The 25623-nt window shown below is 64.3% G+C and carries 19 protein-coding genes; 9 read left to right on the forward strand and 10 right to left on the reverse strand.

The window, feature by feature from the left end:
* The first annotated feature begins 1 nt into the window (after position 1).
* The 3 genes from cysI to ACXU4B_RS02430 all read left to right on the forward strand — a co-directional run bounded on the left by cysI (position 2) and on the right by ACXU4B_RS02430 (position 4255).
* Complete coding sequence (gene cysI, locus ACXU4B_RS02420) at positions 2-1696, forward strand: assimilatory sulfite reductase (NADPH) hemoprotein subunit (protein ID WP_131407434.1); 1695 nt, start codon at positions 2-4, stop codon at positions 1694-1696.
* A complete protein-coding gene (locus tag ACXU4B_RS02425; RefSeq protein WP_131407436.1) occupies positions 1693-2415 on the forward strand; it encodes a phosphoadenylyl-sulfate reductase in 723 nt (240 codons plus the stop codon). Before cysI ends, ACXU4B_RS02425 begins: the two co-directional genes overlap by 4 nt.
* Before the next feature lie 70 nt (positions 2416-2485).
* Positions 2486-4255, forward strand: a complete 1770-nt coding sequence (locus ACXU4B_RS02430) for a bifunctional sulfate adenylyltransferase/adenylylsulfate kinase (RefSeq protein WP_131407438.1) — start codon at positions 2486-2488, stop codon at positions 4253-4255.
* A 24-nt stretch (positions 4256-4279) separates the two neighbouring features.
* Here the strand turns inward: ACXU4B_RS02430 and ACXU4B_RS02435 are convergent, their stop codons facing one another.
* Positions 4280-5299 (reverse strand): LysR substrate-binding domain-containing protein, encoded by a 1020-nt coding sequence (locus ACXU4B_RS02435; RefSeq protein WP_131407440.1) that lies wholly within the window; start codon positions 5297-5299, stop codon positions 4280-4282.
* Positions 5300-5649: 350 nt separating this feature from the next.
* Between ACXU4B_RS02435 and cysG the strand changes: the two genes are divergently transcribed.
* Both cysG and cysK read left to right on the forward strand, forming a co-directional pair.
* Positions 5650-7086: a siroheme synthase CysG gene (cysG, locus tag ACXU4B_RS02440; RefSeq protein WP_131407442.1), complete on the forward strand. Its 1437-nt coding sequence runs from the start codon at positions 5650-5652 to the stop codon at positions 7084-7086.
* Positions 7087-7158: 72 nt separating this feature from the next.
* Complete coding sequence (gene cysK / locus ACXU4B_RS02445; RefSeq protein ID WP_131407444.1) at positions 7159-8100, forward strand: cysteine synthase A; 942 nt, start codon at positions 7159-7161, stop codon at positions 8098-8100.
* Positions 8101-8256: 156 nt separating this feature from the next.
* Here cysK and purB read toward each other — a convergent pair whose 3' ends face one another.
* The gene (gene purB / locus ACXU4B_RS02450) at positions 8257-9624 is read right to left on the reverse strand and encodes an adenylosuccinate lyase (protein WP_131407446.1); all 1368 of its coding nucleotides are present in this window, start codon (positions 9622-9624) and stop codon (positions 8257-8259) included.
* 992 nt (positions 9625-10616) lie between these two features.
* On the opposite strand from purB, the gene ACXU4B_RS02455 reads away from it, so the two are divergent.
* A complete protein-coding gene (locus ACXU4B_RS02455) occupies positions 10617-12014 on the forward strand; it encodes a class II fumarate hydratase (RefSeq protein ID WP_131407448.1) in 1398 nt (465 codons plus the stop codon).
* Between the two features lie 24 nt (positions 12015-12038).
* On the opposite strand, the gene ACXU4B_RS02460 is transcribed toward ACXU4B_RS02455, so the two are convergent.
* From ACXU4B_RS02460 to ACXU4B_RS02480, 5 genes are all read right to left on the reverse strand, one after another.
* Complete coding sequence (locus tag ACXU4B_RS02460) at positions 12039-12599, reverse strand: DUF2884 family protein (RefSeq protein WP_165583122.1); 561 nt, start codon at positions 12597-12599, stop codon at positions 12039-12041.
* 87 nt (positions 12600-12686) lie between these two features.
* Positions 12687-13655, reverse strand: coding sequence for a hypothetical protein (locus ACXU4B_RS02465; protein WP_131407452.1), 969 nt, complete (start codon positions 13653-13655; stop codon positions 12687-12689).
* A complete protein-coding gene (locus tag ACXU4B_RS02470) occupies positions 13652-14509 on the reverse strand; it encodes an ABC transporter ATP-binding protein (RefSeq protein ID WP_131407454.1) in 858 nt (285 codons plus the stop codon). Before ACXU4B_RS02470 ends, ACXU4B_RS02465 begins: the two co-directional genes overlap by 4 nt.
* Positions 14506-14889, reverse strand: coding sequence for a GntR family transcriptional regulator (locus ACXU4B_RS02475; RefSeq protein ID WP_131407456.1), 384 nt, complete (start codon positions 14887-14889; stop codon positions 14506-14508). Before ACXU4B_RS02475 ends, ACXU4B_RS02470 begins: the two co-directional genes overlap by 4 nt.
* A gap of 4 nt (positions 14890-14893) precedes the next feature.
* On the reverse strand, positions 14894-15217 hold the full coding sequence (locus tag ACXU4B_RS02480; RefSeq protein WP_131407458.1) for a hypothetical protein: 324 nt from the start codon (positions 15215-15217) through the stop codon (positions 14894-14896).
* Positions 15218-15498: 281 nt separating this feature from the next.
* On the opposite strand from ACXU4B_RS02480, the gene ACXU4B_RS02485 reads away from it, so the two are divergent.
* Positions 15499-16284: an SDR family NAD(P)-dependent oxidoreductase gene (locus tag ACXU4B_RS02485; protein ID WP_131407460.1), complete on the forward strand. Its 786-nt coding sequence runs from the start codon at positions 15499-15501 to the stop codon at positions 16282-16284.
* Between the two features lie 221 nt (positions 16285-16505).
* The gene (locus ACXU4B_RS02490; RefSeq protein ID WP_205746493.1) at positions 16506-17045 is read left to right on the forward strand and encodes an SHOCT domain-containing protein; all 540 of its coding nucleotides are present in this window, start codon (positions 16506-16508) and stop codon (positions 17043-17045) included.
* A 466-nt stretch (positions 17046-17511) separates the two neighbouring features.
* Here ACXU4B_RS02490 and ACXU4B_RS02495 read toward each other — a convergent pair whose 3' ends face one another.
* Positions 17512-17967, reverse strand: a complete 456-nt coding sequence (locus ACXU4B_RS02495; protein ID WP_131407462.1) for a hypothetical protein — start codon at positions 17965-17967, stop codon at positions 17512-17514.
* Positions 17968-18708: 741 nt separating this feature from the next.
* On the opposite strand from ACXU4B_RS02495, the gene ACXU4B_RS02500 reads away from it, so the two are divergent.
* Positions 18709-23292 (forward strand): NACHT domain-containing protein, encoded by a 4584-nt coding sequence (locus ACXU4B_RS02500; protein WP_131407466.1) that lies wholly within the window; start codon positions 18709-18711, stop codon positions 23290-23292.
* Between the two features lie 110 nt (positions 23293-23402).
* Here ACXU4B_RS02500 and ACXU4B_RS02505 read toward each other — a convergent pair whose 3' ends face one another.
* On the reverse strand, positions 23403-24197 hold the full coding sequence (locus ACXU4B_RS02505) for a hypothetical protein (protein ID WP_131407467.1): 795 nt from the start codon (positions 24195-24197) through the stop codon (positions 23403-23405).
* Between the two features lie 91 nt (positions 24198-24288).
* A complete protein-coding gene (locus tag ACXU4B_RS02510) occupies positions 24289-25509 on the reverse strand; it encodes a tyrosine-type recombinase/integrase (protein ID WP_131407468.1) in 1221 nt (406 codons plus the stop codon).
* Between the last annotated feature and the right edge of the window lie 114 nt (positions 25510-25623).

The raw sequence follows: 25623 nt of genomic DNA on the forward strand, positions 1-25623 counted from the left end.
CATGACGACTTCGCTCTCCGATCTGGAACGCATCAAGGCGGCCAGCCGCTTCCTTCGCGGCAGCATTGCGCAAGGCCTGCGCGATCCCGTCACCAACGCCATCAGCGACGACGACAACAAGCTGCTGAAATTCCACGGCAGTTATCTGCAGGACGATCGCGACCTGCGCGAGGAACGCCGCCGGCAGAAGCTTGAGCCGGCATACTCGTTCATGCTGCGCGCGCGGCTGCCGGCGGGCGTGGTGACGCCGTCGCAGTGGCTGGTGTTCGACCGCCTGGCGCGCGAACACGCCAACGGCACGCTGCGCATCACCACGCGACAGACGTTCCAGTGGCACGGCATCATCAAGCACGACCTGAAGCTCACCATCGCGGCGATCCACGACGCACTCGCCACGACCATCGCTGCGTGCGGCGACGTGGTTCGCAACGTGGTGAGCACCGCCAACCCGGTCGAGTCCGCGGCGCACGCGCAAGCCTGCGAATGGGCCACGCTGCTGTCCGCGGGGCTGGCGCCGCGGACCCGGGCGTATCACGAGATATGGCTCGATGGCGAGGCGCTGGTTGGCGCGCCGAAAGAAGAGGAACCGCTCTACGGAGCGACCTACCTGCCACGCAAGTTCAAGATCGGCCTGGCGATTCCGCCGCTCAACGATGTCGACGTGTTCGCGCAGGACCTGGGCCTGATCGCCATCATCGATGACGGCCAGCTGCAGGGATTCAACATCGCCGTGGGCGGCGGCATGGGCGCGACCCATGGCGATGCCACTACGTATCCGCGGCTGGCTAGCGTGATCGGCTTTGCCACGCCCGGGCAATTGTTCGCGGTGGCCGAGGCGGTGGTGGCGGTGCAGCGCGACTGGGGCAATCGGGCAGAGCGCAAGCACGCCCGGCTCAAGTACACCATCGACCATCGCGGGCTCGATGCGTTCCGCGCCGAGGTCGAAGCGCGGCTCGGCTTTGCCTTGCTGCCGGAGCGCGCCTACCGCTTCGACCACAACGGCGACCGCTATGGCTGGATCGAAGGCGGGGACGGTCGCTGGCACCTCACGCTGCAGATCGAATCCGGACGCCTCGCCGACGTGGGAGATCGGCGCTGGCTCAGCGGCATGCGCGAGCTGGCGATGGCGCATGAGGGCGATTTCCGGCTCACCTGCAACCAGAATGTGATCGTCGCCAACGTGCCCGCCGACCAGCGCGAGCGGATCGACGCCATCGTTGCCGCGCACGGGCTGGACAGTTACCGCACGCAGAGCGGCATCCGCTTGCATGCGGTCGCCTGCGTGGCCTTGCCCACCTGCGGGCTGGCCATGGCCGAGAGCGAGCGCTACCTGCCGCAGCTGTTGCCGAAGCTCGAATCCCTGTTGGCGGGCCACGGCCTGAGCGACGAGTCGATCCTGCTGCGCCTGTCCGGCTGCCCAAATGGCTGCTCGCGTCCTTACCTCGGCGAAATCGCCCTCGTCGGCCGTGGCCCGGGTCGCTACGACCTGCGCCTTGGCGCGGATTTTCGCGGCCAGCGACTCAACCAGCCCTATCGCGAAAACGTCGACGAGGCAGCGATTCTCGAGGCGCTGTCGCCGCTGTTCGAACGCTTTGCGCGGGAACGGACGCCAGGCGAGCACTTTGGCGACTTCCTCGTGCGCACCGGTGTCATCAGCCACGGATCGCGGCGGATTCCGGCCGAGGTGGTGGCATGAGTCCGGCCCTGCTTGAGCAGGCGCAACAGGACGCCGGCGCGCTCGACGCGCTGAACGCGTGGTTCGGTGCGCTGTCCGCCGAGGCGCGCGTCGCTTGGGCGCTGGAGCATGCGCCAGGCACCCATGTGCTGTCGTCGAGCTTTGGCGCACAGGCGGCGGTGTCGCTGCATCTGCTGACCCGCCAGCAACCGGCGCTGCCGGTGGTGCTGGTCGACACGGGCTACCTGTTTCCCGAGACCTATCGCTTCGTGGAGCAATTGCGCGAGCGGTTGGTGCTGAACCTCAAGGTCTACAGCGCGGCCGAAAGCGCCGCCTGGCTGGAGGCGCGGGAAGGGCGGTTGTGGGAGCAAGGTGTCAGTGGCATCGAGCGTTACAACCGGCTGCGCAAGATCGAGCCGATGGCGCGGGCGCTCAAGGAACTCGATGCCGGCAGCTGGTTCGCGGGGCTGCGGCGCAGCCAGGCCCGCACGCGCGCGGCCATTCCGTTTGCCGAGCGCCGCGACGGGCGCTGGAAATTCCATCCCATCGCGGACTGGACCGACCGCGATGTTGGCCTGTACCTGCGCCGCCACCAGCTGCCTTACCACCCGCTGTGGGAGCAGGGCTACATCTCCATCGGCGACAGGCACAGCACGCACCGCTGGGAGCCGGGCATGGATGCCGAGGCGACCCGCTTCTTTGGACTGAAACGCGAATGCGGCCTGCACGGACTGGCCTGATTCGCTCGTACGACACCCGAGCCTCCAGCGCGACACGCTGGCTATTCCCCCGATCACACAAGAAACCACGATGAGCCACACCGCCCTTGCACAAGCCGATGCTTCCATCGTCGATGACGTCACCGAACATGACCTGGTCGCGCCGCACGGCGGCGTCCTGAAGGAGCTGTACCTCCCGCGCGACGAGGCGGAGTCGCTCAAGCAACGCAGTGCCGGACTGCCCGGCGTGGATCTCGACGCGCGCCAGTTGTGCGACCTCGAACTGCTGCTCAACGGTGCGTTCTCGCCCCTGGAAGGGTTCCTTACCCAGCGCGATTACACGCGCGTCGTCGAGGAGCTGCGCCTGGCCGACGGCACGCTGTGGCCCATCCCCGTTACGCTGGACGTGAGCGAGGAATTCGCCGAACGGCTCGCGCCGGGCAGCGAGGTGGCTTTGCGCGATGCGCAGGGCGTGCCACTGGCCGTGCTGGTGGTGGAGGACATTTACCGACCCGATCGCGAGCACGAAGCGCTCAAGGTCTTCGGCACGCTCGACCGCACGCACCCTGGCGTGGCGGACCTGCTTGAGCGCCAGCGGCCGGTCAATCTCGGCGGCCGCGTGCGTGGCATCCAGGCGCCTGCCCATTACGACTTCAGCGGACTCCGCGACACGCCACGCAGCCTGCGCGCCTGGTTCGCCGCGCATGGATGGCACCGCATCGTCGCGTTCCAGACGCGCAACCCCATGCACCGCGCGCATCGCGAACTGACCCTGCGGGCGGCGCAGCAGGTCGGCGCCAAGTTGCTGCTGCAGCCTTCGGTGGGGCGCACCAAGCCCGGCGATGTCGACCACTACACTCGCGTGCGCTGCTACCAGGCCCTGCTGCCGCAATACCCACCGGACAGCACGCGCCTGTCGCTGTTGCCGCTGGCCATGCGCATGGGCGGCCCGCGCGAGGCGCTGTGGCACGCGATCATCCGCAAGAACTACGGCGCCAGTCATTTCATCGTCGGTCGCGACCACGCCGGTCCCGGCAAGGATACGGGCGGCAAGCCGTTCTACGGACCATTCGACGCGCAGCATCTGCTCGAACGCCACCAGGACGAACTGGGCATCCGCATCGTGCCGTTTCCGGCCATGGTCTACGTGGCCAATCGTGATGCCTACCTGCCGACGACCGAACTGCAGGCCGACGACGAAGTGCGCGATATTTCAGGTACGCAGTTGCGCCAGCACCTGCACGAGGGCACCGAGATCCCGCCCTGGTTCAGCTTCCCGGAGGTGGTGCAGATCCTGCGCGAGCGCCACCCGGCGCAGGCACCGCGCGGCTTCGCCTTGTTCTTTACCGGTCTTTCCGGCGCGGGTAAATCGACCATTGCGCAGGCGGTGGTGGCCCAGTTGCTGGAGCGCACCAGCCGTGCGGTGACCGTGCTCGACGGTGACGAAGTGCGCAAGCACCTGTCGCGCGGCCTGGGCTTCTCGCGTGAGGACCGCGCTGCCAACGTGACGCGCATCGGCTACGTGGCAAGCGAGATCGTGCGCCACGGTGGCATTGCGGTCTGCGCGCCCATTGCACCGTATGCCGACTCGCGCGCCGAGGCGCGTGCGCTGGTGGAGTCGCACGGCGATTTCGTCGAGATCCATGTGTCCACCGCGCTGGAAGTGTGCGAAGCGCGCGACCGCAAGGGCCTGTACGCGCAGGCACGAGCCGGCAGGATCGCCCACTTCACCGGCATCAGCGATCCCTACGAGGCGCCGCTGCAGCCCGAGTTGCGCGTGGACGGCAATGCCGGCGAGCCGGCCGTGCTGGCGCGGCACATCGTGTCCCTGCTGGAGCAGCGCGGCCTGCTGCGAACCTGAGCGTCCGCCGCGGCAAGCTCCGGCTCAGCCGACGTCGGCCACCGCCTCGGCGACGCGGCTGGGCACGGGCCGGTCGCGCCAGTGGGGTACGCCGGGCCATGGCAGCGGACCGGTACCGGCGGTGGCCAGTGCGCGACTCACGGCGCGTCGTTCCAGGTGCGGCGCGAAGACGTTGATGAAGTCCAGGGTGTAGTCGCGCAGCACGCTTTCACGACGCAGCAGGATCCAGGTGGTGCAGGGCACGAACAGGTGATCGGCGTTCAGGCGGCGCAGGTCGGTGTCGTGCTCGGCCTGGTACGCCATCTCGGCCAGGATGCCGATGCCCATGCCTTCGCGCACATAAGTCTTGATGAGGTCCGCGTCGCTGGCCGTCATGGCGATCTGCGGGTGCAGGTTGGCGGCCTGGAAGGCGCGCGCCAGCGAGGACTCCGACTTCAGCGACGAGTCGTAGCTGATCAGCGGCTGTGCCGCGAGTTGCTCCAGCGTGGGCGGGCGATCCTGCCGCGCCAGCGGATGATCCTGCGGCGCCAGCACGATGCGGTTCCAGCGATAGGCGGGCAGCGCGATGCCGTGCGGAGGCGGTGCGCCCGCTGCGGTGCTGACAATGGCCAGGTCGACATGCCCGCCTTCTAGCAGGTTGATCACATCGGCATCGCTGACCGGTTGCAGGTGCACGCTTACCTGCGGATAGCTGCGGCTCAGCGCACTCACTGCGCTCGGCAGCGCGAAGCGGGCCTGGGTGTGCGTGGTGGCGATGCGCAGGGTGCCGCGGGATTCATTGCGCAGGTTGGCCGCTATCGAGCGGATATTGGCGGCTTCGGCGAGGATAGTGCGTGCACGTTCGAGTACCTGCGTGCCCGCGTGGGTGATCGCATGCAGGCTGCGGCCCTTGCGATGGAACAGCTGGAAACCGAGTTCGTCCTCAAGCTGCCGCAGCAGCTTGCTCAGGCCGGGCTGGGTCGCATGCACACGCTCGGCCGCCACCGTGATGTTTAGTCCGGCATCGGCGATGGCGATCAGGTAGCGCAATTGGGTAAGCGTCATGACTTGGGTTCCGCAGGCGATCGAGAAGATGGTGGCTCGTGGTCGCGGAGCGGTGACATCGCAGGCGCCCGCCCGCTGCCGTACGCCTGCGCGTGCTGGCATCGGGTCGGGTGCTCTTGGCCTTGCGATGGCTTTGCATGATGTCCGGGTTTTGGCGCTGTCGTGAATAGACGTCTATACCTTCGTTTGTGCGCTGCGTCAATGGGCGGCCCGTTCGTGCGCCAGGCCCGGGACTTATAACCACGAGGCATATGCGCAGGCGCACAAATCATTTGTACGGGTGCCGCCGGCTGCCTAGCGTGGCCAGGCCCATCACCCGTGTTGTTGCCGCTGCCGGAGTCCCTGGATCGATGAAGCTGTACCCCTTGTTCGCGGATATGTCCGGGCGTGAGGCGCTGGTGGTCGGCGGTGGCGTGGTCGGCGAGCGCAAGGCAGCCGCGTTGCTCGAGGCGGGCGCGCGCGTCACGGTCGGGGCGGCCACGCTGACGCCGGCGCTGCGCGAATGGGCGGACCAGGGACGCATCCGCTGGCTTCCCGGGAGTTTCGAGGAAGCCTGGCTCGATGGCGCCTGGCTGGTGATCGCTGCCACCGACGACCCGGACCTGCACCGGCGCATCGCCGGGCTGGCACAGGCGCGTCGGCTGTTCGTCAACGTAGTCGACGATGCAGACCTGTCCAGTTTCCACGTGCCGGCGGTGATCGATCGCGCGCCGGTCACGGTGGCGATTTCCAGTGGCGGTCACGCACCGATGCTGGCGCGCCTGCTGCGAGAGCGGCTGGAGCTGCTGATCGATCCCGTGACGGGGCCGCTGGCGAGCCTGCTGGGCAGCATGCGCTCGCGCATCCGCGCACAGCTGCCGGATCTTGCCGCGCGGCGACGCTTCTATGGACGCGTGCTGGCTGGGCCTGTGCAAGGCCTGCTGCGACGCGGACAGCTGGCTTTGGCAGAGGCTGCCACCGAGCGGCTGCTGGAGTCGGCACACGCCAAGGCCACCGGCTCGGTCGTGCTGCTGGGCGCGGGGCCGGGCGATCCCGGCTTGCTCACGCTGCGGGGCCTGCGGGCGCTCAACGAGGCCGACGTGATCTTGCACGATCGTCTGGTGAGCCCGGAGGTCCTCGCGCTCGCGCGTCGCGATGCCGAACGCATCGAAGTGGCCAAGCAGGCCGGGCATCACCACGCCACGCAGGCGCAGATCCATGCGCTGATGCGCGTGCACGCCGCCGCGGGCCGGAACGTCGTGCGCCTGAAGGGCGGCGATCCGTTCGTGTTCGGGCGCGGCGGCGAGGAGCTGGAATTCCTGCGCCAGCACGACATTCCCTATGAAGTGGTTCCCGGCATCACGGCCGCGCTGGCATGTGCCGCGTACGCCGGCGTACCGCTGACCCACCGCGATCACGCCCAGTCGGTGCGGCTGGTCACGGCGCATTGCCAGGGCTCGGTCGACACACTCGACTGGCCGGCGCTGGCGCAGGAGCGCCAGACCCTGGCCGTCTATATGGGAACCAGCGAGCTGCCCGTGCTGCAGGAGCGCCTGCTGGCCCATGGACGCGCGGCCACCACGCCCTTCGCCATCATCGAGAATGGCTCCCGGCCCGAACAGCGCGTGGTCACCGGCACGCTGGCCGACCTGGTCGAACGGGCCGGCGTCCATCAGGTTCGCTCGCCGGCGCTGCTCATCATCGGCGAAGTCGCGGCGCTGGCCACCTCGCTTGCCTGGTTTGGACGTCCGCCGCTGGGGGCCGCGCATCCCTTGCGGCCAGCGGTGCCCGAGCCCCTCGCGGTTTGACACAACCTTCCCCTCACCGGGCGCACCATCGGCCGACGCCGTTTCCATCCATGCCGTGCCACGGAGTGATCCATGATCTACGACAGCATTCTCGACACCATCGGCAACACGCCCGTCGTGCGCATCCATCGGCTCGCGCCGAAGCACGTGACCCTGTATGCAAAGGTCGAGGCATTCAATCCGGCCGGTTCGGTGAAGGACCGCCTGGCCTACGCCATCATCATCGACGCGGAGAAACGTGGCGTGCTCAAGCCGGGCCAGACCGTGGTGGAAGCCACGTCGGGCAATACGGGCGTGGCGTTGGCGGCGGTGTGCGCCGCACGCGGCTATCCGTTCGTCGCGGTGATGACCGAAACCTTTTCGATCGAACGGCGCAAGCTCATCCGTGCGTATGGCGGGAAAGTGTTGCTGACGCCGGCTGCCGAGCGCGGCAGCGGCATGGTGCGCAAGGCCAGGGAACTGGCCGACAAGCACGGCTGGTTCCTGGCCCAACAGTTCGACAACCCGGCCAACCCGGCTTATCACCGCAATACCACCGCACCCGAAATCCTGCGCGATTTTGCCGGCAAGCGCCTGGACTACTTCGTTACCGGCTGGGGCACCGGCGGCACGCTTACCGGCGTGGGCGAGGTGTTGCGGGTGGCCCGTCCCGAAGTAAAGCTGATCGCCAGCGAGCCGGCCGGCGCAGCCCTGCTCAGCGGTAGCGCATGGCAGCCGCACAAGATCCAGGGCTGGACGCCGGACTTCGTGCCGTCCGTGCTCAACCGCGAGGTCGTGCACGAGATCCTGCCCGTGGACGACGTGCTGGCGCGGGATACCGCGCGCGACCTGGCGCAGAAGGAAGGCATCTTCGTCGGCATCTCGGCCGGCGCCACGCTGGCCGCTGCGCTCAAGGTCGCCAACGACGCGCCGGCTGGCTCGGTGCTGCTGGCCATGCTGCCGGACACCGGCGAGCGTTACCTGTCGACGTTCCTGTTCGAGGGCGTCAACGAGGGGTCGGACGAGGTGGAGTGAGGCAACCGCGCCAAGTCCCTCTCCCCAGAGGGGAGAGGGTTGGGCCGAGGGACCAGGCTTGCGATAAGGACAGGGCTTGCCTGCCTGGTAGACATCCCGACGCGAGCACCCACCCCTCACCTCGATCCTCTCCCCGCAGGGGAGAGGAGGAGGCGCTTAGATCTCGCGCGCCAACGGCTCCGCCAGGCCGATATAACCGCCTGGCGTCAGGTCCAGCAGGCGCTGCTTCGCGTCGGCCGGCAAGTCGAGGCCGGTGATGAAGCTGCGCATCGATTCCCTGGTGATGCCCTGGCCGCGCGTCAGCGCCTTGAGCTGCTCGTAGGGCTCCGGCAGGCCGTAGCGGCGCATCACCGTCTGCACGGCTTCGGCCAGCACTTCCCAGCTCGCATCGAGGTCGGCGCCGAGGCGCTCGGCGTTGACGGTGAGCTTGCCCAGGCCCTTCTTCAGCGACTCCAGTGCGACCAGGGTGTGCCCGAACGCGGTGCCCAGCGCGCGCAGCACGGTGGAGTCGGTGAGGTCGCGCTGCCAGCGGCTGATCGGCAACTTCTCGGCGAAATGGCCGAGCAGGGCATTGGCGAGGCCGAAATTGCCTTCGGCGTTTTCAAAGTCGATCGGATTGACCTTGTGCGGCATGGTGGACGAGCCCACCTCGCCGGCCTTCAGTGACTGCTTGAAGTAACCCAGCGAGATATAGCCCCAGATGTCGCGTGCCAGGTCGATCAGGATGATATTGGCGCGACGCACGACGTCGCAGTATTCGGCTACGCCGTCATGCGGTTCGATCTGCGTGGTGTAGGCGTTGTAATCGAGGCCGAGGCTTTCCACGAAGCGCTGCGAAAAGCCGCGCCAGTCCAGCGCGGGATAGGTAATGGCGTGCGCGTTGTAGTTGCCCACCGCGCCGTTGATCTTGCCGGGCACTTCCAGCGCGACGAGCTGCCGGCGCTGGCGCTCCAGGCGCGCCACCACGTTGGCCAGCTCCTTGCCCAGCGTGCTCGGCGAAGCGGTCTGGCCGTGCGTGCGCGAGAGCATCGGCAGGTCGGCGTTGGCATGCGCCAGTTCGCGCAGCTTCGCGATGATGCCGTCGAGCGCCGGCAGCAGTACGTCGTTGCGCGCGTCGCGCAGCATCAGCGCGTAGGACAGGTTGTTGATGTCTTCGCTGGTGCAGGCGAAGTGCACAAACTCCTTGGCCTGCGCCAGCGCGGCATCGTTGCCGATGCGCTCCTTGATGAAGTATTCCACCGCTTTCACATCGTGGTTGGTGGTCGCCTCGATGGTCTTGATGCGCTGGCCATCCTCGACGCAGAAATCCGCGGCAATGCCCTTGAGCCGGGTAACCTGCGCCGCCGAGAACGCCGGCAGCTCCTCGATGCCCTCGTCGGCGGCCAGCGCCAGCAGCCATTCGATCTCCACGTGCACGCGGCGGTGCATCAGGCCGAACTCGCTGAAGATCGGGCGCAGCATTTCCACCTTGCTGGCATAGCGGCCGTCCAGCGGCGACAGGGCGGTCAGGGCATGGGAGGACATCGGGGGTGTTCCGGAGGCGGGAAAGGGGAGATTTTACAACAGGGGCGGGGAGGGGCGGATTTCAGGTTTTTGTGCGGGTGCCGTGGTCGTTGGCCCCGTTGGGGAGGTGTGCGTGAACGGGGGGGCTTTGCTCCCTCTCCCCGGCGGGGAGAGGGTTGGGGTGAGGGGTGGGTGCTCGTCTTACGGTGTCATTTGATCCGTCTTCCCGGTACAGGCTGTGACCTGGTTTCGTAAGTCGTTGGCCGTCACCTCGTGCGATGCTGCGATCTGGCCGCCTACGCGGCGGGCGTTTCGAACGGCTGCCGCCGCTAGAGTCACTTTTCTTTGCTTGCCCAAAGAAAAGTAACCCAAAGCAAGGGCCCCCCGGATGTGGCGCCTTTCGGGCCTGCAGCCCTCCAGGTGCGCGGGCGGGTTGCGGGGTTTGTCGACAGGGCTTCCTGCCCTGACGCCAAACTGGCTCGCATCCATGCGAGCCACCCTGTGGGCTCTCCTCCACCCACCCGCCGCCTCATACGGGGACCCCAACAGCCAAAGCCAAAGCGACGCGCGGCTCCGCTTTAAGTCCTCTGCGCCTCGACGCGTTGCGCAGCGCTACGGCATACCGGCTGTGCAGCGGCGGAGGTTCCCTGGCAACAATCGCCCTCGAGCGTTCGGGCTTTTCCCAACAGCGTGCTACCCGCTCTGAAGGCCATTTTCTTTGGGTTACTTTTCTTTTGGGTCAGCAAAAGAAAAATGACTCGGCCTCCGGCAGGAGGTCGAAACGCCCGCCGCGTAGGCGGCCAGATCGCGGGATCGCACGAGGCGATAGCCAACCACCTACGAAACTGGGTCCCGGTCCACGCCGGACGGCGGATCAACTGAAACCGTGAGGCGAGCATTTACCCCTCGCCCCCTAGGCGAGAGGGAGCAAATGATCGGCGCCCCCTTGGCGGCGCGCTAACGAAAGCGGTCCTATAGTCAGCGACAACTTTTCCGCCAGGAATCGCAAGGATATGAGCCAGTTCCGCATCGAACACGACAGCATGGGCGAGCTGAAGGTGCCGGCCAAGGCGCTGTATGGCGCCCAGACCCAGCGCGCAGTGGACAATTTCCCGATCTCCGGCATGCACATGCCGCGCGCCTTCATCCGGGCGCTGGGACTGGTCAAGACCGCCGCCGCCGACGCCAATTTCCTGCTCGGTCACCTCAAGAAGACCCAGGCCCATGCGATCCGCCGGGCCGCGCTGGCGGTTGCTGCCGGCGAGCACGACGACCAGTTTCCGATCGACGTGTTCCAGACCGGCTCGGGCACCAGCACCAACATGAATGCCAACGAGGTCATTGCCCACCTCGCCAGCCGCACCGGCGGCAAGGTCCATCCCAATGACCACGTCAACTACGGGCAGAGCTCCAACGACGTGATTCCCACCACCATCCAGGTCAGTGCCGCGCTCAGCACCAGCGAGCAGCTGCTGCCGGCGCTGAAGCACCTCAAGCGCACCATCGAGCGCCGCGCGCGCGAGCTGCGCAACGTGCCCAAGACGGGGCGCACGCACCTGATGGATGCCATGCCGGTGACGTTCGGGCAGGAGCTGTCCGGCTGGGCGGCGCAGGTCGGCAGCGCCATCGAGCGCATTTACGACAGCCTCAAGCGCATGCACCGGCTGCCACTGGGTGGCACCGCAGTGGGCACCGGCATCAATGCGGACCCGAAGTTCGGCGCGACGGTTGCGCGCGAGCTGAAGAAGCTCACCGGCGTGCGCTTCGAATCCGCGGGCAACTACTTCGAGGGGATGGCGTCCCAGGACGCGGCGGTGGAGCTGTCCGGCCAGCTCAAGACGCTGGCAGTGACCTTGATGAAGATCGCCAACGATCTTCGCTGGATGAATTCGGGACCGCTCGCCGGCCTGGGCGAGATCGAGCTGCCCGCGCTGCAGCCTGGCTCGTCGATCATGCCGGGCAAGGTCAATCCGGTGATTCCGGAGGCCACGGCCATGGTGGCGGCGCAGGTGATCGGCAATGACGCGGCCATCACCATCGCGGGGCAGTCGGGCAACTTCCAGCTCAACGTGATGCTGCCGCTGGTGGCGCACAACCTGCTGCAGTCGATCGGCATTCTGTCCAACGTCAGCGTGCTGCTGGCCGACAAGGCCATCGCGGGCTTCAAGGTGAACACTGCGCACGTGAAGGAGGCGCTGGCGAAGAATCCCATCCTCGTCACCGCGCTCAATCCGGTGATTGGCTACGAGAAGGGCGCCGCGACCGCCAAGCAGGCCTACAAGGAGAAGCGCCCGATCATGGATGTGGCGCTGGAAACCACCGGGCTGTCGCGGGCCGAACTGCAGAAGCTGCTCGACCCGCTGACGCTGACCCGTGGCGGCATCCATGGCGGCGGTGGTGGCGGCGGCTGATCCCCGGCCACCCGTCGTCGGAGATCAGTGCGCGGTGTGTTCCCGGCACTCGCTGACGTTGCTGCCGGACAGCGCCTGTGCGTAGGGCCTGAACGCATCCAGTTGCGTGGCCAGTTCGTCCTGCGCCGCCTTCATGCCGGCCAGGTCGTCGCAGATCTTCGCGGCGGCCTGCTTCACGTTGCGGGCGGCGGCATCGGCCGTGTCGCGGACGGCATCGGCGCTCTCCGCGCCGGTGACCTTGCCCGCGGCTGCCCCGATGGCCTTCGTCGCCGTCTCGATACCTGCCTTGCCGGTGGCGATGGCATCGGCCCGCATCGCCTGCGCGGCGGCGTTGTAACGTTGCAGCAGCGCGCGCTGCGCGCCGTTCACCGGCACGTTCTGGCCGTTGACGCTGAGCTGGCCGTTGGCATCGACGATGGCATCGGGCACGCCGGCCGCCTTGATGGTGACGCGACCGTCATGCAGGGTGATGTGGTCGTTGACGATGTCGGTGTCGCCGCCGAACACCTGCACGTCGCTGGAGCTGTTGCAGGCGGCTAGCAGGGTGGCGGCTGCCAGCAGCCAGGGAAGGTGCCGATGGATCATGGATAGCGCTCCTTCTACAACCGTGACAAGAGGGTGCCCCGCCGGCACGCCGCATCCATGCGGCAGGTGCCGGCGGGGCATGAGGCATCAGCTGTCGTCGCGAACCCGGCGATACCAGATGGCACCGGCGATCAGCACGGCACCGGCCAGCACGCCCAGCCAGAGATTCGGCGAGGCCAGCAAGGTGTAGGTGTGCATCGGCGAAAGCACGCTGAGCGGGTTGTGGCTGTCGCCCAGGTCGGCCGCCGCTTCCAGCGCATGGTCGTTGTAGACGATGTTGGAGCCGGGGAACACGCTGAGCAGGGCGCGCTGGACGACGTTCTTCCAGAACCACACGGTGGGCAGGTTGAACAGTCCCATGATGCCGAACCAGCTCACCAGCAGGCCTGCCACCGCCGGCACTGCCACTGCCCACAGGAACGGCTTGGTGCGTGCCCAGGCCGAGCAGAACATAAGCCAGCCTGCCGACGGAATGGCCCACAGCGCGTACATCGGGATCGAGCTGATCAGCGTGGCGACGGCGCGGAACGGATGCGCCAGCGTCAGCAGGTGCCAGGCATTGACGCCGTGCATCGACAACACCAGGGCGAAGATCACCAGTTGCACGATGCCGATGACGATGCCGACCGCGACGGCGATGACCGGCGCCAGCACGATGGCGCTCACCAGCTTGGACAGTACGGTGCTGGTGTTGGACACCGGCAGCGACTTCCAGAACAGGATGCTGCGGTCGCGGCGGTCGTCATACAGCGCGCCGAGGCAATAGAACAGCACCACGATGCCCATCACGATGCTGATCAGCCCCATCGACGACATCATCGCGATGTCCAGCCCGGTGCCGATCTGCGCGAGGTCGCCGGCATCGGCCTTGGCGATCATCATCTGCCAGTTGCTGCCGCCGATCTCGACCCCATGCTTCGCGCCCAGTACCTCGGCGGTGATGATGGCCATGATGTTGAGCACCAGGAAGATCACCCCGGTGATCACCGGCGCCCACAGGAAACCGCCGCGGTGCTCCCAGAACTCGCGCTTCACGAGCCAGTAGAAGGTCTTCATGCGTAGGTCCCCTTCATGGTGGCGACAAACAGGTCACTGACGGTGGGCCGTCGCACTTCACCCATGCCTTCCAGGGTGGCGCGGTCGGCACCGTCGAACAGGAAGATGCTCTTGCCGAACACCTGGCGCTCGTCCAGCGGCTTGAGGCTGCGGACCGCGTCGACCTTGTCGGCACTCACCATCACTTCGGCAAAGCGCTCGCCCACGGCGTCCATGTCGGTATCCAGCACGATCTTGCCGTCGCGGATGAACATCAGGTCGGTGAGGATGTGTTCGATCTCTTCGACCTGGTGGGTGGTGACGATGATCGTCTTGTTCTCGTCGAAGTAGTCCTCCAGCAGGCTCTGGTAGAACTGCTTGCGGTAAAGGATGTCCAGGCCGAGCGTGGGCTCGTCCAGCACCAGCAGGCGGGCGTCGATGGCCATCACCAGCGCCAGGTGCAACTGCACGATCATGCCCTTGGACATCTGCTTCACGCGCTGGTCGGGCGTGAGCTTGGTGCGCGCCAGGAAGGCCTCGCACTTGGCCCGGTTGAAGCGCGGGTGCACGTTGGCGACGAAATCGACGGCCTCGCGGACGCGGATCCAGCGCGGTAGCACCGCGACGTCCGCAATGAAGCACACCTGTTCCATCAGCTTGTCGCGCTGCGTGCGGGGGTCAAAGCCCAGCACGTTCAGGTCGCCCCGGAAGTCGGTGAGGCCCAGGATCGCTTTAAGCGCCGTGGTCTTGCCCGCACCGTTGGGGCCGATCAGCCCCACGATGCGACCGGACTCGATGCGGAAGCTCACATTGTCCAGGGCCAGGGTGTTCTTGTACTGCTTGCTCAGGCCAGTGGCCGTCACAACCGCGTTCATGGCTGGTTCTCCCCGGTGGCCCGCGCGCTGTCCGCTTCGCGCAGCAGGGTTTTCAGATCCAGCCCGAGGCGCTGCAGCCGGGCGAAAAGCGAAGGCCATTCCTCGCGCAGGAACCGCTCGCGCTCGGATTTGAGCAGCGCCTCCCTGGCTCCATCAATGACGAACATGCCCAGTCCCCTCCTTTTTTCCACCAGTTGATCGTCGACCAGTTCCTGGTACGCCTTTGAAACAGTCAGCGGGTTGATCTGGAAATCCGCTGCCACCTGGCGCACTGACGGCAGCGGGTCGCCCTCGTTCAAGGCGCCGTCCAGGATCATCGCCACGACGCGTTCGCGCAGCTGGCGGTAAATCGGGACGCTGTCGTTCCAGGTAATGGTCATACGTTTAATCCTTGCTGATACGGCCGAGCTTGGTGCCAAACGAATAGTAGGGCATGGCCAGCTGTGCCCCGAGGATGCTCGAACTGGCGGCGGCCTTCGGGCTCAGGAACGGTGAGACCGTTGCGTAGGCTGCGGCGGCGTCGGCATACAGGGTGGCGGCGCGCATGTCCTCGGCCGTGGGGCGGACCTCGACCGGGGCCAGGTTGATGACCTTGGCACCGTTGATCTCGCTGACGGGGACGCTCCGGACATTGGAGTTGATGGCGGCCAGGCCTGCCGTGGTGAACAGGGCGGCGGCGGTCAGTGCTAGCAGGTTGTTCGCTTTCATGACGTTCTCCTTAGTGCTCTCGTGGACCGGTGTTGTAGTGAACTATAACACCATATTCGAAACCGTCAATAGGTCGGGCTGAAATTCGCAACATGACTGATGGCCTATATGGCTGAACGAGGGCGCCCGGCCGCGGTGCCTGTCGCCATGGGGCATGGTCCGCCGGCGCAGGCCGGCACGGCAGGGCCGGACATCAGGCCTCGGTGGTGACAGGCATCACCTCGCGGCGCCAGGGTGCCCGCCGTGGTTCAATGCCGTGGAAACCCGGAAGGAGTGCATCCATGGATCTCGGCTTGAGCGGGCGCGTCGTCGTCATCACCGGCGCCAGCAAGGGCATCGGCCTGGCCTGCGCGATGGCCTTCGCCAGGGAGGGCGCCAAGGTCGTCGGCGTATCGCGTGACATCGCCCACCTGCACGCCGCCCAGCGCGACCTGCAGCACGAAGGCCTGCACATGGAGGTCACCGCCGCCGACCTGCGCGACAGCGTGGCTGCACAGGTGGTCATCGAATACATCGAGAACGAGTTCGGTCCGATCGACGTGTTGGTCAATTGCGCCGGCGCGGCGCGGCGCACGCCGGTGGCCGAGCTGCACGCCGACGCGATGCACGCGTCGATGCAGGCCAAGTACTTCACCTACATGCATGTGATCGATCCGGTCATCCGTCACATGGCGGCGCGCGGCCACGGCAGCATCGTCAACGTGGTCGGGCAGGGCGGCAAGCAGGCCAATCCGCTGCACGTCGGCGGCGGCGCGGCAAACGCCGCACTGATGCTGGCCTCGGTGGGCTATGCGAGTGCGTATGCCGCCAAGGGCGTGCGCGTCAATGTGATCAATCCAGGCATCGCGCGCACGGGACGCGTGCAGGAAGGCCTTGGCGCGGCGTCGCGCGCAAGCGGCCGCGCGCCGGAGGAACTGCTCGCCGAGCAGCTGGCGGAAATTCCGATGGGGCGCATGGCCGAACCGGCCGAGGTCGCCAACGTGGCGTTGTTTCTCGCCTCGCCACTGGCCAGTTATGTCACCGGCGCAGTGATTCCGATGGATGGCGGCAAGGCAGCCGTGATCTAGGCAGGCGAAAGCGCGGCCAGGTCCGCCTTGCAGGCGCGACGCGTGCAAAAAGCAAGCCGGCCCTGGGGCCGGCTTGCTTCGTATTGGGGTGGCGACCATTGAAGTGTGTCCGTAAGTGACGGATATGTAACGCGTTAGGGTGGGGTGCCGAAGTGGGTTGCCCCCAAAGTTGCCCCCTGTCGATAGAGGTAGTTCATTTTTCGGGTGTTGGCGGGCTGTGTATGCTCCGCCTCATCTACAGGGGGATGGCGATGAAAAATGTGGCGTGGCTTGGCCTTTTGGTGGGCCTTGGTGTTTGCCTAACCGGATGTTCCAACCCGGGCGTCGTGCGCTTGTCGGGCAACACGTACATTCTCTCGAAAGAGGACCACGCCGGTATCTTCGGGAGCCAAGCCAAACTTCAGGCCGAAGTGATCAGCGAGGCAAATGCATTTGCAGAGAGCCAAGGCAAGGTAGCCGTTCCGGTCTCAACGCATGGCAAACCCGTCGGATTTGGTCCAGGTCAGTGGGCGACCTTCACCTATGAATTTCAGCTGGTGGACAAGAGTGACTCTGCAGCACAAAGCAGAGTGCTTTTACCGCAGGCCGATATCACGGTAAGCAAGTCTGAAAGGGTGACTGTCGACAAATCGGATGCTCCACCTGGAAGGTCCAATGACGTATATGCCCGCCTGATCAAATTGGACGACCTGCGGAAGAAAGGGATCATCAGCGAGGAAGATTTCCAAGCTCAGAAGAAGAAAGTCCTCGAGCAGAATTGAGTCGCGCGCGCGAGCGTTGGGTTCTCGCCGAATTGGGCGCACTCCGATTTCCTGCACCTGTCTGTCAGCTCATGCTGATGGTGTGCCTCTTTGGGACCGTCCAGGATCGGGTTCATGGCTGATGTGTAGCTCGGGTCGGGGTTGTGCCATGCGATAACGTTTTCTCGTTTTAGCAGGATAACGAAGCGGTCATGCACTCCGTTCGGACTTCGGTGGGGTATGCGAGTAATGGCGGCGAAGGCAAAAGCCGGGCTCGCCGTTCTGGCCTTCCAGGAAGCGCCAAAGGGAGGCGGGAAACCAAAGGTAATCAAGAAACATGTCTTGTATCGGCTCGAGGTCGAATCCGAGCAACGTGGTGATGTCGCGCTCACCGGGAACGACTTCTTGGTGCTGCGAGCAATGAAAACGACAAACCCCCTTGGTAGATATATATAAAGGTGGCCCGAAAATCGGGCGCATAAGTGCGCTATTTGGGGTAGCTTTGGGCATGGAAGTGGCCCGAATTGTGGGCGCGAATGCGCTCATGCGCCTGATAGTCGGGCTTGCCGATGATTGGAATCGGGCCTGTCGATTTGTTTTTCCACCGGTGGCTCGCTTTCCTTTCGGTTGGCCAATGGTGTTTGCCACCGCAAGCATCGACGGGCCAGATGGTTATGGCGTATAGGGTGCAGCCGATGCGCTTTCCACCCTGGCGCGTTTTAACGATCCAGCCCTTCACTTCAAGGCGACGTAGGGCCACATCGATAGTTTGATGACTAGGCCAGTTTCGCTGTCTAAGTTGCTCGCGTGTGGCTGAGAAATCGCCGTTGTTGCCCCCACGATATTGCCTCGCGAGTTCCAAGAGCATCCGTAACTCGTTGCCGCTCAGTTCGCCGAACTCCGGCGAGTCCAGAACGAAATGAGGAAGGCTGAGGAACGACACGGATCCACCTTTGCCGGTCAGCTTGTTGCGCTTCCTTCCGCTAGGTTCCGGCATATGAAGTCCTCCCAAGCCATTGGGTGGCCTGGCGCTGCAAGTGAGTGGGTCGGGTTGAGAGCCGTTCGCGAGCAGGGCGGATGCCTGGGGTGATGCCTCCCAAGCTCGATGTCAGGGGGGCGAACCTAGGCGACTGGTGCAAGACCTGATGGCCGATTGCTCTCTAGCTCTATTTGGTCGACTAGGGACCCATCGCGCATCGACAATTCCGGATGAACATGTCGGCGCAATGGCACGGCAACGTGTGTTCACGCATAGAGCTCCCTTCGTACCGCGCGCACCGGCTGTTGGTACGACGCGGTCCGGTCACTTCGCAGTTGCCTCAATCAAGGCGCGTACGTCCTCTACACGCCAAGCGGTAATGCGTTCGCCGAGCTTCACAGGCCTTGGATAGCGACCGGTTTTGACGCCTGCCCACCATGTCGACTTGCCTACGGGGATCAAGGCGGGAACGGCTGCAGCGTTTCGGGTGGCGGGTTTGCCGACTATCTGCGATAGACGAAGATAGCCTGTCTCGGGTAGATAGGTAACCATGTTGCTTTCCCTTGGCCGTCTTCGGCCGTCGCTGTACATGGCTTCTCATTGTTCGCATTACCGGGTCCGTGTCTAAGTCAAACAAGTCCCACGTTTTTGTGCGGGTGCTCGAATTCCCGCGATGCTTCCCCTCCGACCCATGTTGAGCAACGTATGACCGACGCGCCTATTGACCTCGAGCGAACCTTCATCGACCTGCCTGAGGACGGAGATTTCAATCTGCGTCAGGCCGACCTTCTGTTGCTCGGGCGAGGCACTACGCAGCTGACTTGGGAGAAGTTGCTCGAATCCCAGCGCGTCCTGATTGTGTCCGAAGCGGGCATGGGCAAGACCGTGGAGTGCAAGGTTCAGCAAGAGCGCCTTTGGGCCCAAGGCGAGCCTTCGTTCTATCTCGAACTCTCGGTTCTGGCTCGGGCGCCCTTTGAAAGCCAGTTAATGCCCGAACAGAAGGAGCGTTTCGCCCGCTGGTTCGCGGCCCAGAACGAGCGTGCAACCTTTTTTCTCGACTCTATCGACGAGCTCAAGCTCACGCCGAGCTCGTTCGAGTATGCGATCAGGAGGGTCGCCGCCGCGATTGGAGTGGGCAACTTACACCGCGCCAGGATCGTGTTGACCACCCGCCCGGTCCCGATGGACCGGCACATTATCGAGAAATACCTGCCGGCGCCCGAGAGCGAAAACGTCGTCGTGGGCGAAAAGTATTTCGTGAGCGTCGCGATGGGCGTGGGCAAAAGTATGACCAAGTCCGACGTGCCGGCAGCTCCAATATGGCGATGGGTCGCGTTGAGTCCACTGAGCGAAAGTCAGATGAGGGCACTTGCGGTGCAGTGCGGTGTGGTGGACGTCGATAACCTGCTTGCTGCGATCGACGCGCATAATGCGCACGAGTTTACCGAGCGGCCGCTCGATTTCATGGAGCTGTGCGGCGACTGGAAGAGACATGGTCGGATCCGCTCCCACCGTGAGCAGGTATCCGGGGACATCGAGACCAAGCTTCGGTCGCGTGACGAGCGTCCCGAGCGAGCGCCCTTGGCGCTTGAGCGCGCTCGTGAGGGTGCCGAACGACTCGCTTTTGCCGCCCTGATGACGCGCCGCTTCACGATCTGGTACGGCCGCGATGCGGACCGCTCCCGTGGCGATAGTGCGCTGGAGCCAGCGCGCGTCCTTCACGATTTTAACGAGGACGAAATACGGACATTGCTAGAACGACCGTTGTTTGGCTTCGCGACGTACGGCCGTGTGCGTTTCCACCATCGTTCGGTGATCGAATTTCTCGCGGCCGAACGCCTCCGCCGGCTGGTGGATCGAGGCATGTCAGTTCGTACGCTCTCGCGACTTCTGTTTGCCACCACTCCAGTGGGTCTACGAGTCGTAAAACCGACCATGAGGCCGGTGTCGGCATGGCTCGCTCAGTTCAATTCGACGGTAAGGGACGAAGTCCTCGATCGAGACCCCAGTCTCCTCTTGCAGCTGGCGGATCCAGCGGTCTTGCGGCTGGAGGACCGGATCCGTGCCCTGACTCTCTATGTGGAACGGTATGGGCCGGGACGGTGGAGGGGGCAGGACATCCCCTCGCTTCAAATCCAACGATTCGCCACGCCCAACCTGGCGCCGACGATCCTGGCGCTATGGACGCCTGCAGTTAGCAATCCAGAAGTTAAAGAGACGCTTCTGCAGCTGATCGGCGCCGGTCGGATGTACACCTGCGCCAACATCGCTTTCGGTGCGGCGACAGCGAAAGGATCGGAGCTCGGCCCGCGGCTCCATGCACTGCGTGTAGTTGCGGAGCTTGGGGACACGCGCCTGAGCGCTTTGCTCGACGCCATGGTGACGAACCCGAAGTCCTTGGCTCCTGAGTTGGTGGTCTCCGCCGTCGTGCACATCTTTCCGCGCCACATGTCCGTGCGACAGCTCATCTGTGCACTTAGGAGCCTGGCGGATCAGAAGAAGCGGGCTTCGGGCTATGCGTACATGCTGCCCAGCGCGATCGCTGAAGCACGACTATCGCCTGGTGAGCTCAAGGAGCTCCGCGAGGGCCTTGCAAGTATGGTCGCGTCGACGTTGTCCTGGGACGAGAGCCGTTGGGAGCTGGTCACCCGCCGTGAGGACCTCGTGCCAGCCCTTCTGGTTGTCTGCCGACTAGAGTACGAGGGCGGGTGCGCAAGCGACGCATGGGTCGATGTCACAACCTTGGCGCTGCGGGTGAACAACCCTGAGATCAATGCAGAAGGGCAAGGCCGCGCGCTGCGGGAGCGCCTGGCATCGGCCGAAGGGGGGCTGAGGGGCCGGTTATTCTGGTCCAATGATCGTCTTATTGGGGACTACCGGGGAAAGGCACAAGATGCGGCCAGGCGACTCACTCGGCTGCTCGAGCGTCCCCCTTTGGAGTTGGAGTGGGAGGCCGATGCGGACTGGTTGCGTTCGGTCCTCTCAGACGCCCGAGCCGCCCCGGAGGACCGATTGCTTGTCCTCGGAGCCAGCCAGTGGCTGCTGATGCGGGCCGATGGCGCACTCGAGCAACTGAGAGTGCTTCTGCCCTGTGTCGCCGATGCACCGGCGATAGAGGCGGAGCTCCGAGAGGCCATCAAACATATCGAGAACCCGCCGCCGGAACCCAAATGGGCGCGGGATAATGCTCGTCGACAAGAGGAATCCAGGAAGAAGGAGGCAAAGAGATATGCCTCCTGGAGCCAGTTTTGGCGCGACGTCGTCGCCGATCCCGACGGGGCCTTCGCTTCGTCGCAGGAGAACACGGCTTGGAACCTGTGGTCTGTTATGGGCAGGGTGGGTGGTTCGGGTTCCGGGTGGAATCGGGGCTTCATCGAGCGGGCCTTCAACCCTGCTGTGGCAAACAGGCTGCGCGAAGCGCTCAAGAACTATTGGCGAACCGATCGTCCGACGGTTTGGTCCGAGCGGCCTGCCGAGGCGCGCAATACATACCGGGCGATCTGGACAATGGGTCTTGCAGGACTGTATGCGGAGGTTGAAACCACGGGCTGGGCAACGCTCCTGAACACAAGTGAAGCCGAACTTGCGGCACGCTATGCGCTTCTCGAACTCAACCGCCTTCCTGTTTGGCTCGACGACCTTATCGATGTTCATCCCGCGCCGGTGGAGTCGCTCGTTGGCGCCGAGCTGATTGCGGAGTTGTCGGATCAGAGCATCGAGTACTCGATGCTCCTGCAGAACATTTCACAGTCCTCGCGGCCGGTCATCGATCTCATCTTGCCGCGCGTGCGGGCCTGGCTCAAAACGGGACTCGCGGCCCGACGTGCCGCTAAGGTATCAACGCGCAAGTTGGAGCCGGCCATACGACTGGTCGCCGACTACGGCACGGATGTGGATCGAAAGGGCTTAGTCAAACAGGCGACGTCCAAGCTGAAGGGCAACCCATCCACCGACGACGTTTCGTTCTGGCTTCAAGTGCTGCTGCGACTCGATGCGGAGGCTGCGTTGGGCGTGTTGGAGAACTTCGCATCCACCATTCCGGTCCAGGCGCGTAGCCCTGTGACCTCTTGGCTTGCCGCTCTCTTCGGCGATTGGGGTGGGGGTTCTGTGGGTCTAGAGGCGCTTGGGCATCGCCCCGAGCTTGTGTTCCGGGCTGCCAGGCTGGCGTGCAGCCACGTCAGATTCGCAGACGATAACGTGCATGATGGTGCTTACTCTCCTGATGAACGCGACCACGCGGAGCACGCGCGCAGTATGTTGATCAACATGCTGCTGAATGCCAAGGGTGTAGATGCATGGCATGCCAAACTCACGTTCGCCAATGCCCCTGAAGTCATTGCCTTCCGCGACCGGGCGCTTGCCGTCGCGGAGCAGATACTCGCGGAGGAATGGGATGCTCCGCCCATGGACGAGCGTGAGGTGGTAGAACTCGAGCAGCAGCACGAGTTCCCTCCCGCCAACCGCGCAGACCTCGCGATGCTGCTGCAGGATCGACTCGCAGATATTGGTGACCTTCTCGTTCGGGACGAATCGCCCCGAGAGGCCTGGAGCAAGATTCAGCTCGAAAGGGAAATGCGCCGAGAGATCTCCCGCGCACTCCAGAGCATGGCACGCTCGGCCTACACTCTCAGTCAGGAGGCCGCGACCGGCGATGAAAGGGAGACAGATGTCCGGTTGATCTCGGCTCGCGGACCGCTTGAGGCCGTTATAGAGCTAAAGCTCGCCGAGCAAAATTACACCGTCGTCGACTACGAGGTGGCGCTTCGAGATCAGCTGGTCACGCGCTACCTCGCGCCCGAGCATCGACGCGTGGGTTGCTTGTTGATATCCATCGCCAAGGATCGAACGTGGAAACACCCGCGCACGGGTAAAAAAATGAGCCTTGAGAAGCTGCTAGAGCACCTCAATGCGTTAGCCGCAACACTGGTCGGCTCCCTTGGGAACGACGCTTATCTGACGGCAAAAGCGCTCGATTTGCGGCCGCGAGATCTTTCCTCTGCCGGGTCGTCATCGCAGACCACCCGACGTGTGACGACATCCCAATCAGCGTCTAAGAACGATGGGTCCGCAAGCTCGAAGAAGCGCAGGAGCGCGGCCGCGCGCGAGGAGACCGGTGAAAACGCCCGCGCGGGGAAGGGGGCGGGAGGGAAGATCGGTAAGGGGCGCGCCTTGGGGATGCGTGCATTGTCGTCCACTAGTAAGCCCGCTAACCGTCGGACCACATCAGGCGGAGCTCAGGCGGCAGGAGGTCGAGCGAAGCACTCTCCCACTGAGCCAGGAAAACGATAAGGATTGCGGCTATCGCTGACCACTATTCCGGCGCCGTCCTAGCCGGGAGGACACCCGAGCCCACCTGAGCGACTGCACGCACACTTCGACTTGCAGTAGCCAAAACCAGTTCAAGCACGGCCAGAATTGGTGGCGTGAGTCCTTAGGGCATCGTCGCGACTGCATTCGATTATGGCCATCTTCAGCGATGCGTCGCTCAACCGCAGGCCGTTACCTCGAGGTAGCGTAGGCTTGAAAGCGTAACCCTTTGGGGCGGGTAGTCCGCTCTGGGCTATCAGCGGTGAAGTGCCGTTACAGCATGTCAGTAGGTCTCGTAGAAAGTCTGGGAGTGCGCCCGTTAGAGCTTGGTTAGATTCGTCCCAGCCGTGACCCAGTTGGGGGTTTCCAGCTCGCCACCACGCCATGCAGCCGCAGCGCACGAGTTTCTTAGTAAGCCCCCAGGGGCGGCCGACGCTCTGCCAGTCATTCGGGGCTACCGTGATCGCCTCCAGCTTTTGAGCGATTTTGGCAAGGATAGGCGTATCAATACTTTCGATTTCCAGCGAGTCGAGCAGCGACCGGTAGCCATCCGTGCTCATGTCTGTTGTCTCTTGAATCCCCAATACGAATGCCAGGAGATCGGAATCCAGCAAAATTGCCAGCAATTTGGCACGGCGTTTCGGGATGCTGTCCTTTCGGCGGGGTGGTTTTGCGGCGTACTTCAACAACGCTCGAGCATGACCCAGTGCCTTTTTTGCGGCGGGTACTGGTGACTGGTTGGGCGCTGCCTCGTCAGTCGATAGGACACGGTTGTGCATTATGCTCATTGCTAGCGTATCCCGTGTGCTTTCGTCCACCTCAAGTTGGTGCTTTGCGAGTAGAGCATTGGCAATAGGCCGATATCGAGCCAGAAGATATTCAGACACGCATGCCTCCATGTCTCATCTCAGATGATGTGCTGGGCGAGGGACGGGTCTTGTCTTTTGGGGTTAGCCTGGGCGTGGGATTCAAAGTAAGTCAGCCAGCCTTGCGCGCCATTGTCACTACATTTCCGGTGGCTTTAAGTACGTCCAGATAGTCCGCCCATGCTGCCATCATCTTTCGGCGCTCAGGTAGATGGGCGGTTCGGTTGTAAGCGCGTCCGTTAGGATCTTTGACCGCGTGTGCTAGCTGGTGTTCGATGTAATCGGGTCGAAAGTGCAGCACTTCGTCCAGCACGGTGCGCGCCATCGCACGGAAGCCATGCCCGCTCATCTCGTCGGTGCTGTAGCCCATACGCCGCAGAGCCGAAAGTACGGCGTTATTGCTCATAGGGCGCCTCGGGCTGCGCGCACTAGGAAATACATAGCGAGCACGTCCAGTCAGAGCCTGCAGCTCACGCAGGACACACACGGCCTGAGGCGCTAGCGGTACTAAGTGTGGCTCGCGCATCTTCATCTTCTCGGCAGGCAGGTTCCATTGCGCGTTGTCGAGGTCGAACTCTGCCCACTCCGCTTGCCGCAGTTCGCCTGGGCGAACGAACACGAGTGGCGCTAGGCGCAGGGCGCATTTGGTGACAAGCGAACCTTGATAGCTGTCGATGGCTCGGAGTAGCGCCCCTATGGCACTCGGGTCGGTGATGGCCGCCAAATGGGTTTGTTTGACCGGGGGTAGGGCACCGCGCAGGTCGGCTGCTGGGTTGCGCTCGGTGCGACCAGTGGCTATGGCATAACGGAACACCTGTCCACAGTTCTGGAGGACGCGGTGCGCTGACTCGACGGCGCCGCGATCAACTACGCGGTTGATCGCGGTTAGCAGCTCCTTGGCGCCGATGTCGGCGATCGGACGCCTGCCTAGCCAGGGGAAAATATCGTTTTCCAGACGCAGCATGATTCGGCTGGCGTGTAGCTCGACCCAAGTTGCCGACTGCTTTGCGTGCCACTCCCGTGCGATTACTTCGAAACTGTTCGCGGCGCGTTCTTCGCCTGCGGCCTTTTCGGCCTTTCGTTGTTCGCCAGGATCAACCCCTGCTGCCAGCAACCTGCGAGCTGCATCGCGCTTGGCGCGGGCATCGGCTAGGCCGGTATCGGGATATGTGCCGAGAGAGAGGCGCTTCTCCTTGCCCCCAAAGCGGTACTTCAGGCGCCACCACTTCCCCCCGGCCGGGGACAGTTCGAGATACAGGCCGCCGCCATCGAAAAGGCGTTGGGGCTTGTCCATTGGCTTGGCTTTGCGGACCGCTGTGTCAGTAAGTGCCATTGGGGGCAACCCTCATGGGATCAGGTGCTGTTGCCCCCGATGTTGCCCCCTGTTGCCCCCGGATTGCAATGGACCCAATCGGACTGTATCGGGCACAAAAAAAGGCCGGAACCT

Source organism: Dyella soli (genome assembly GCF_054482295.1).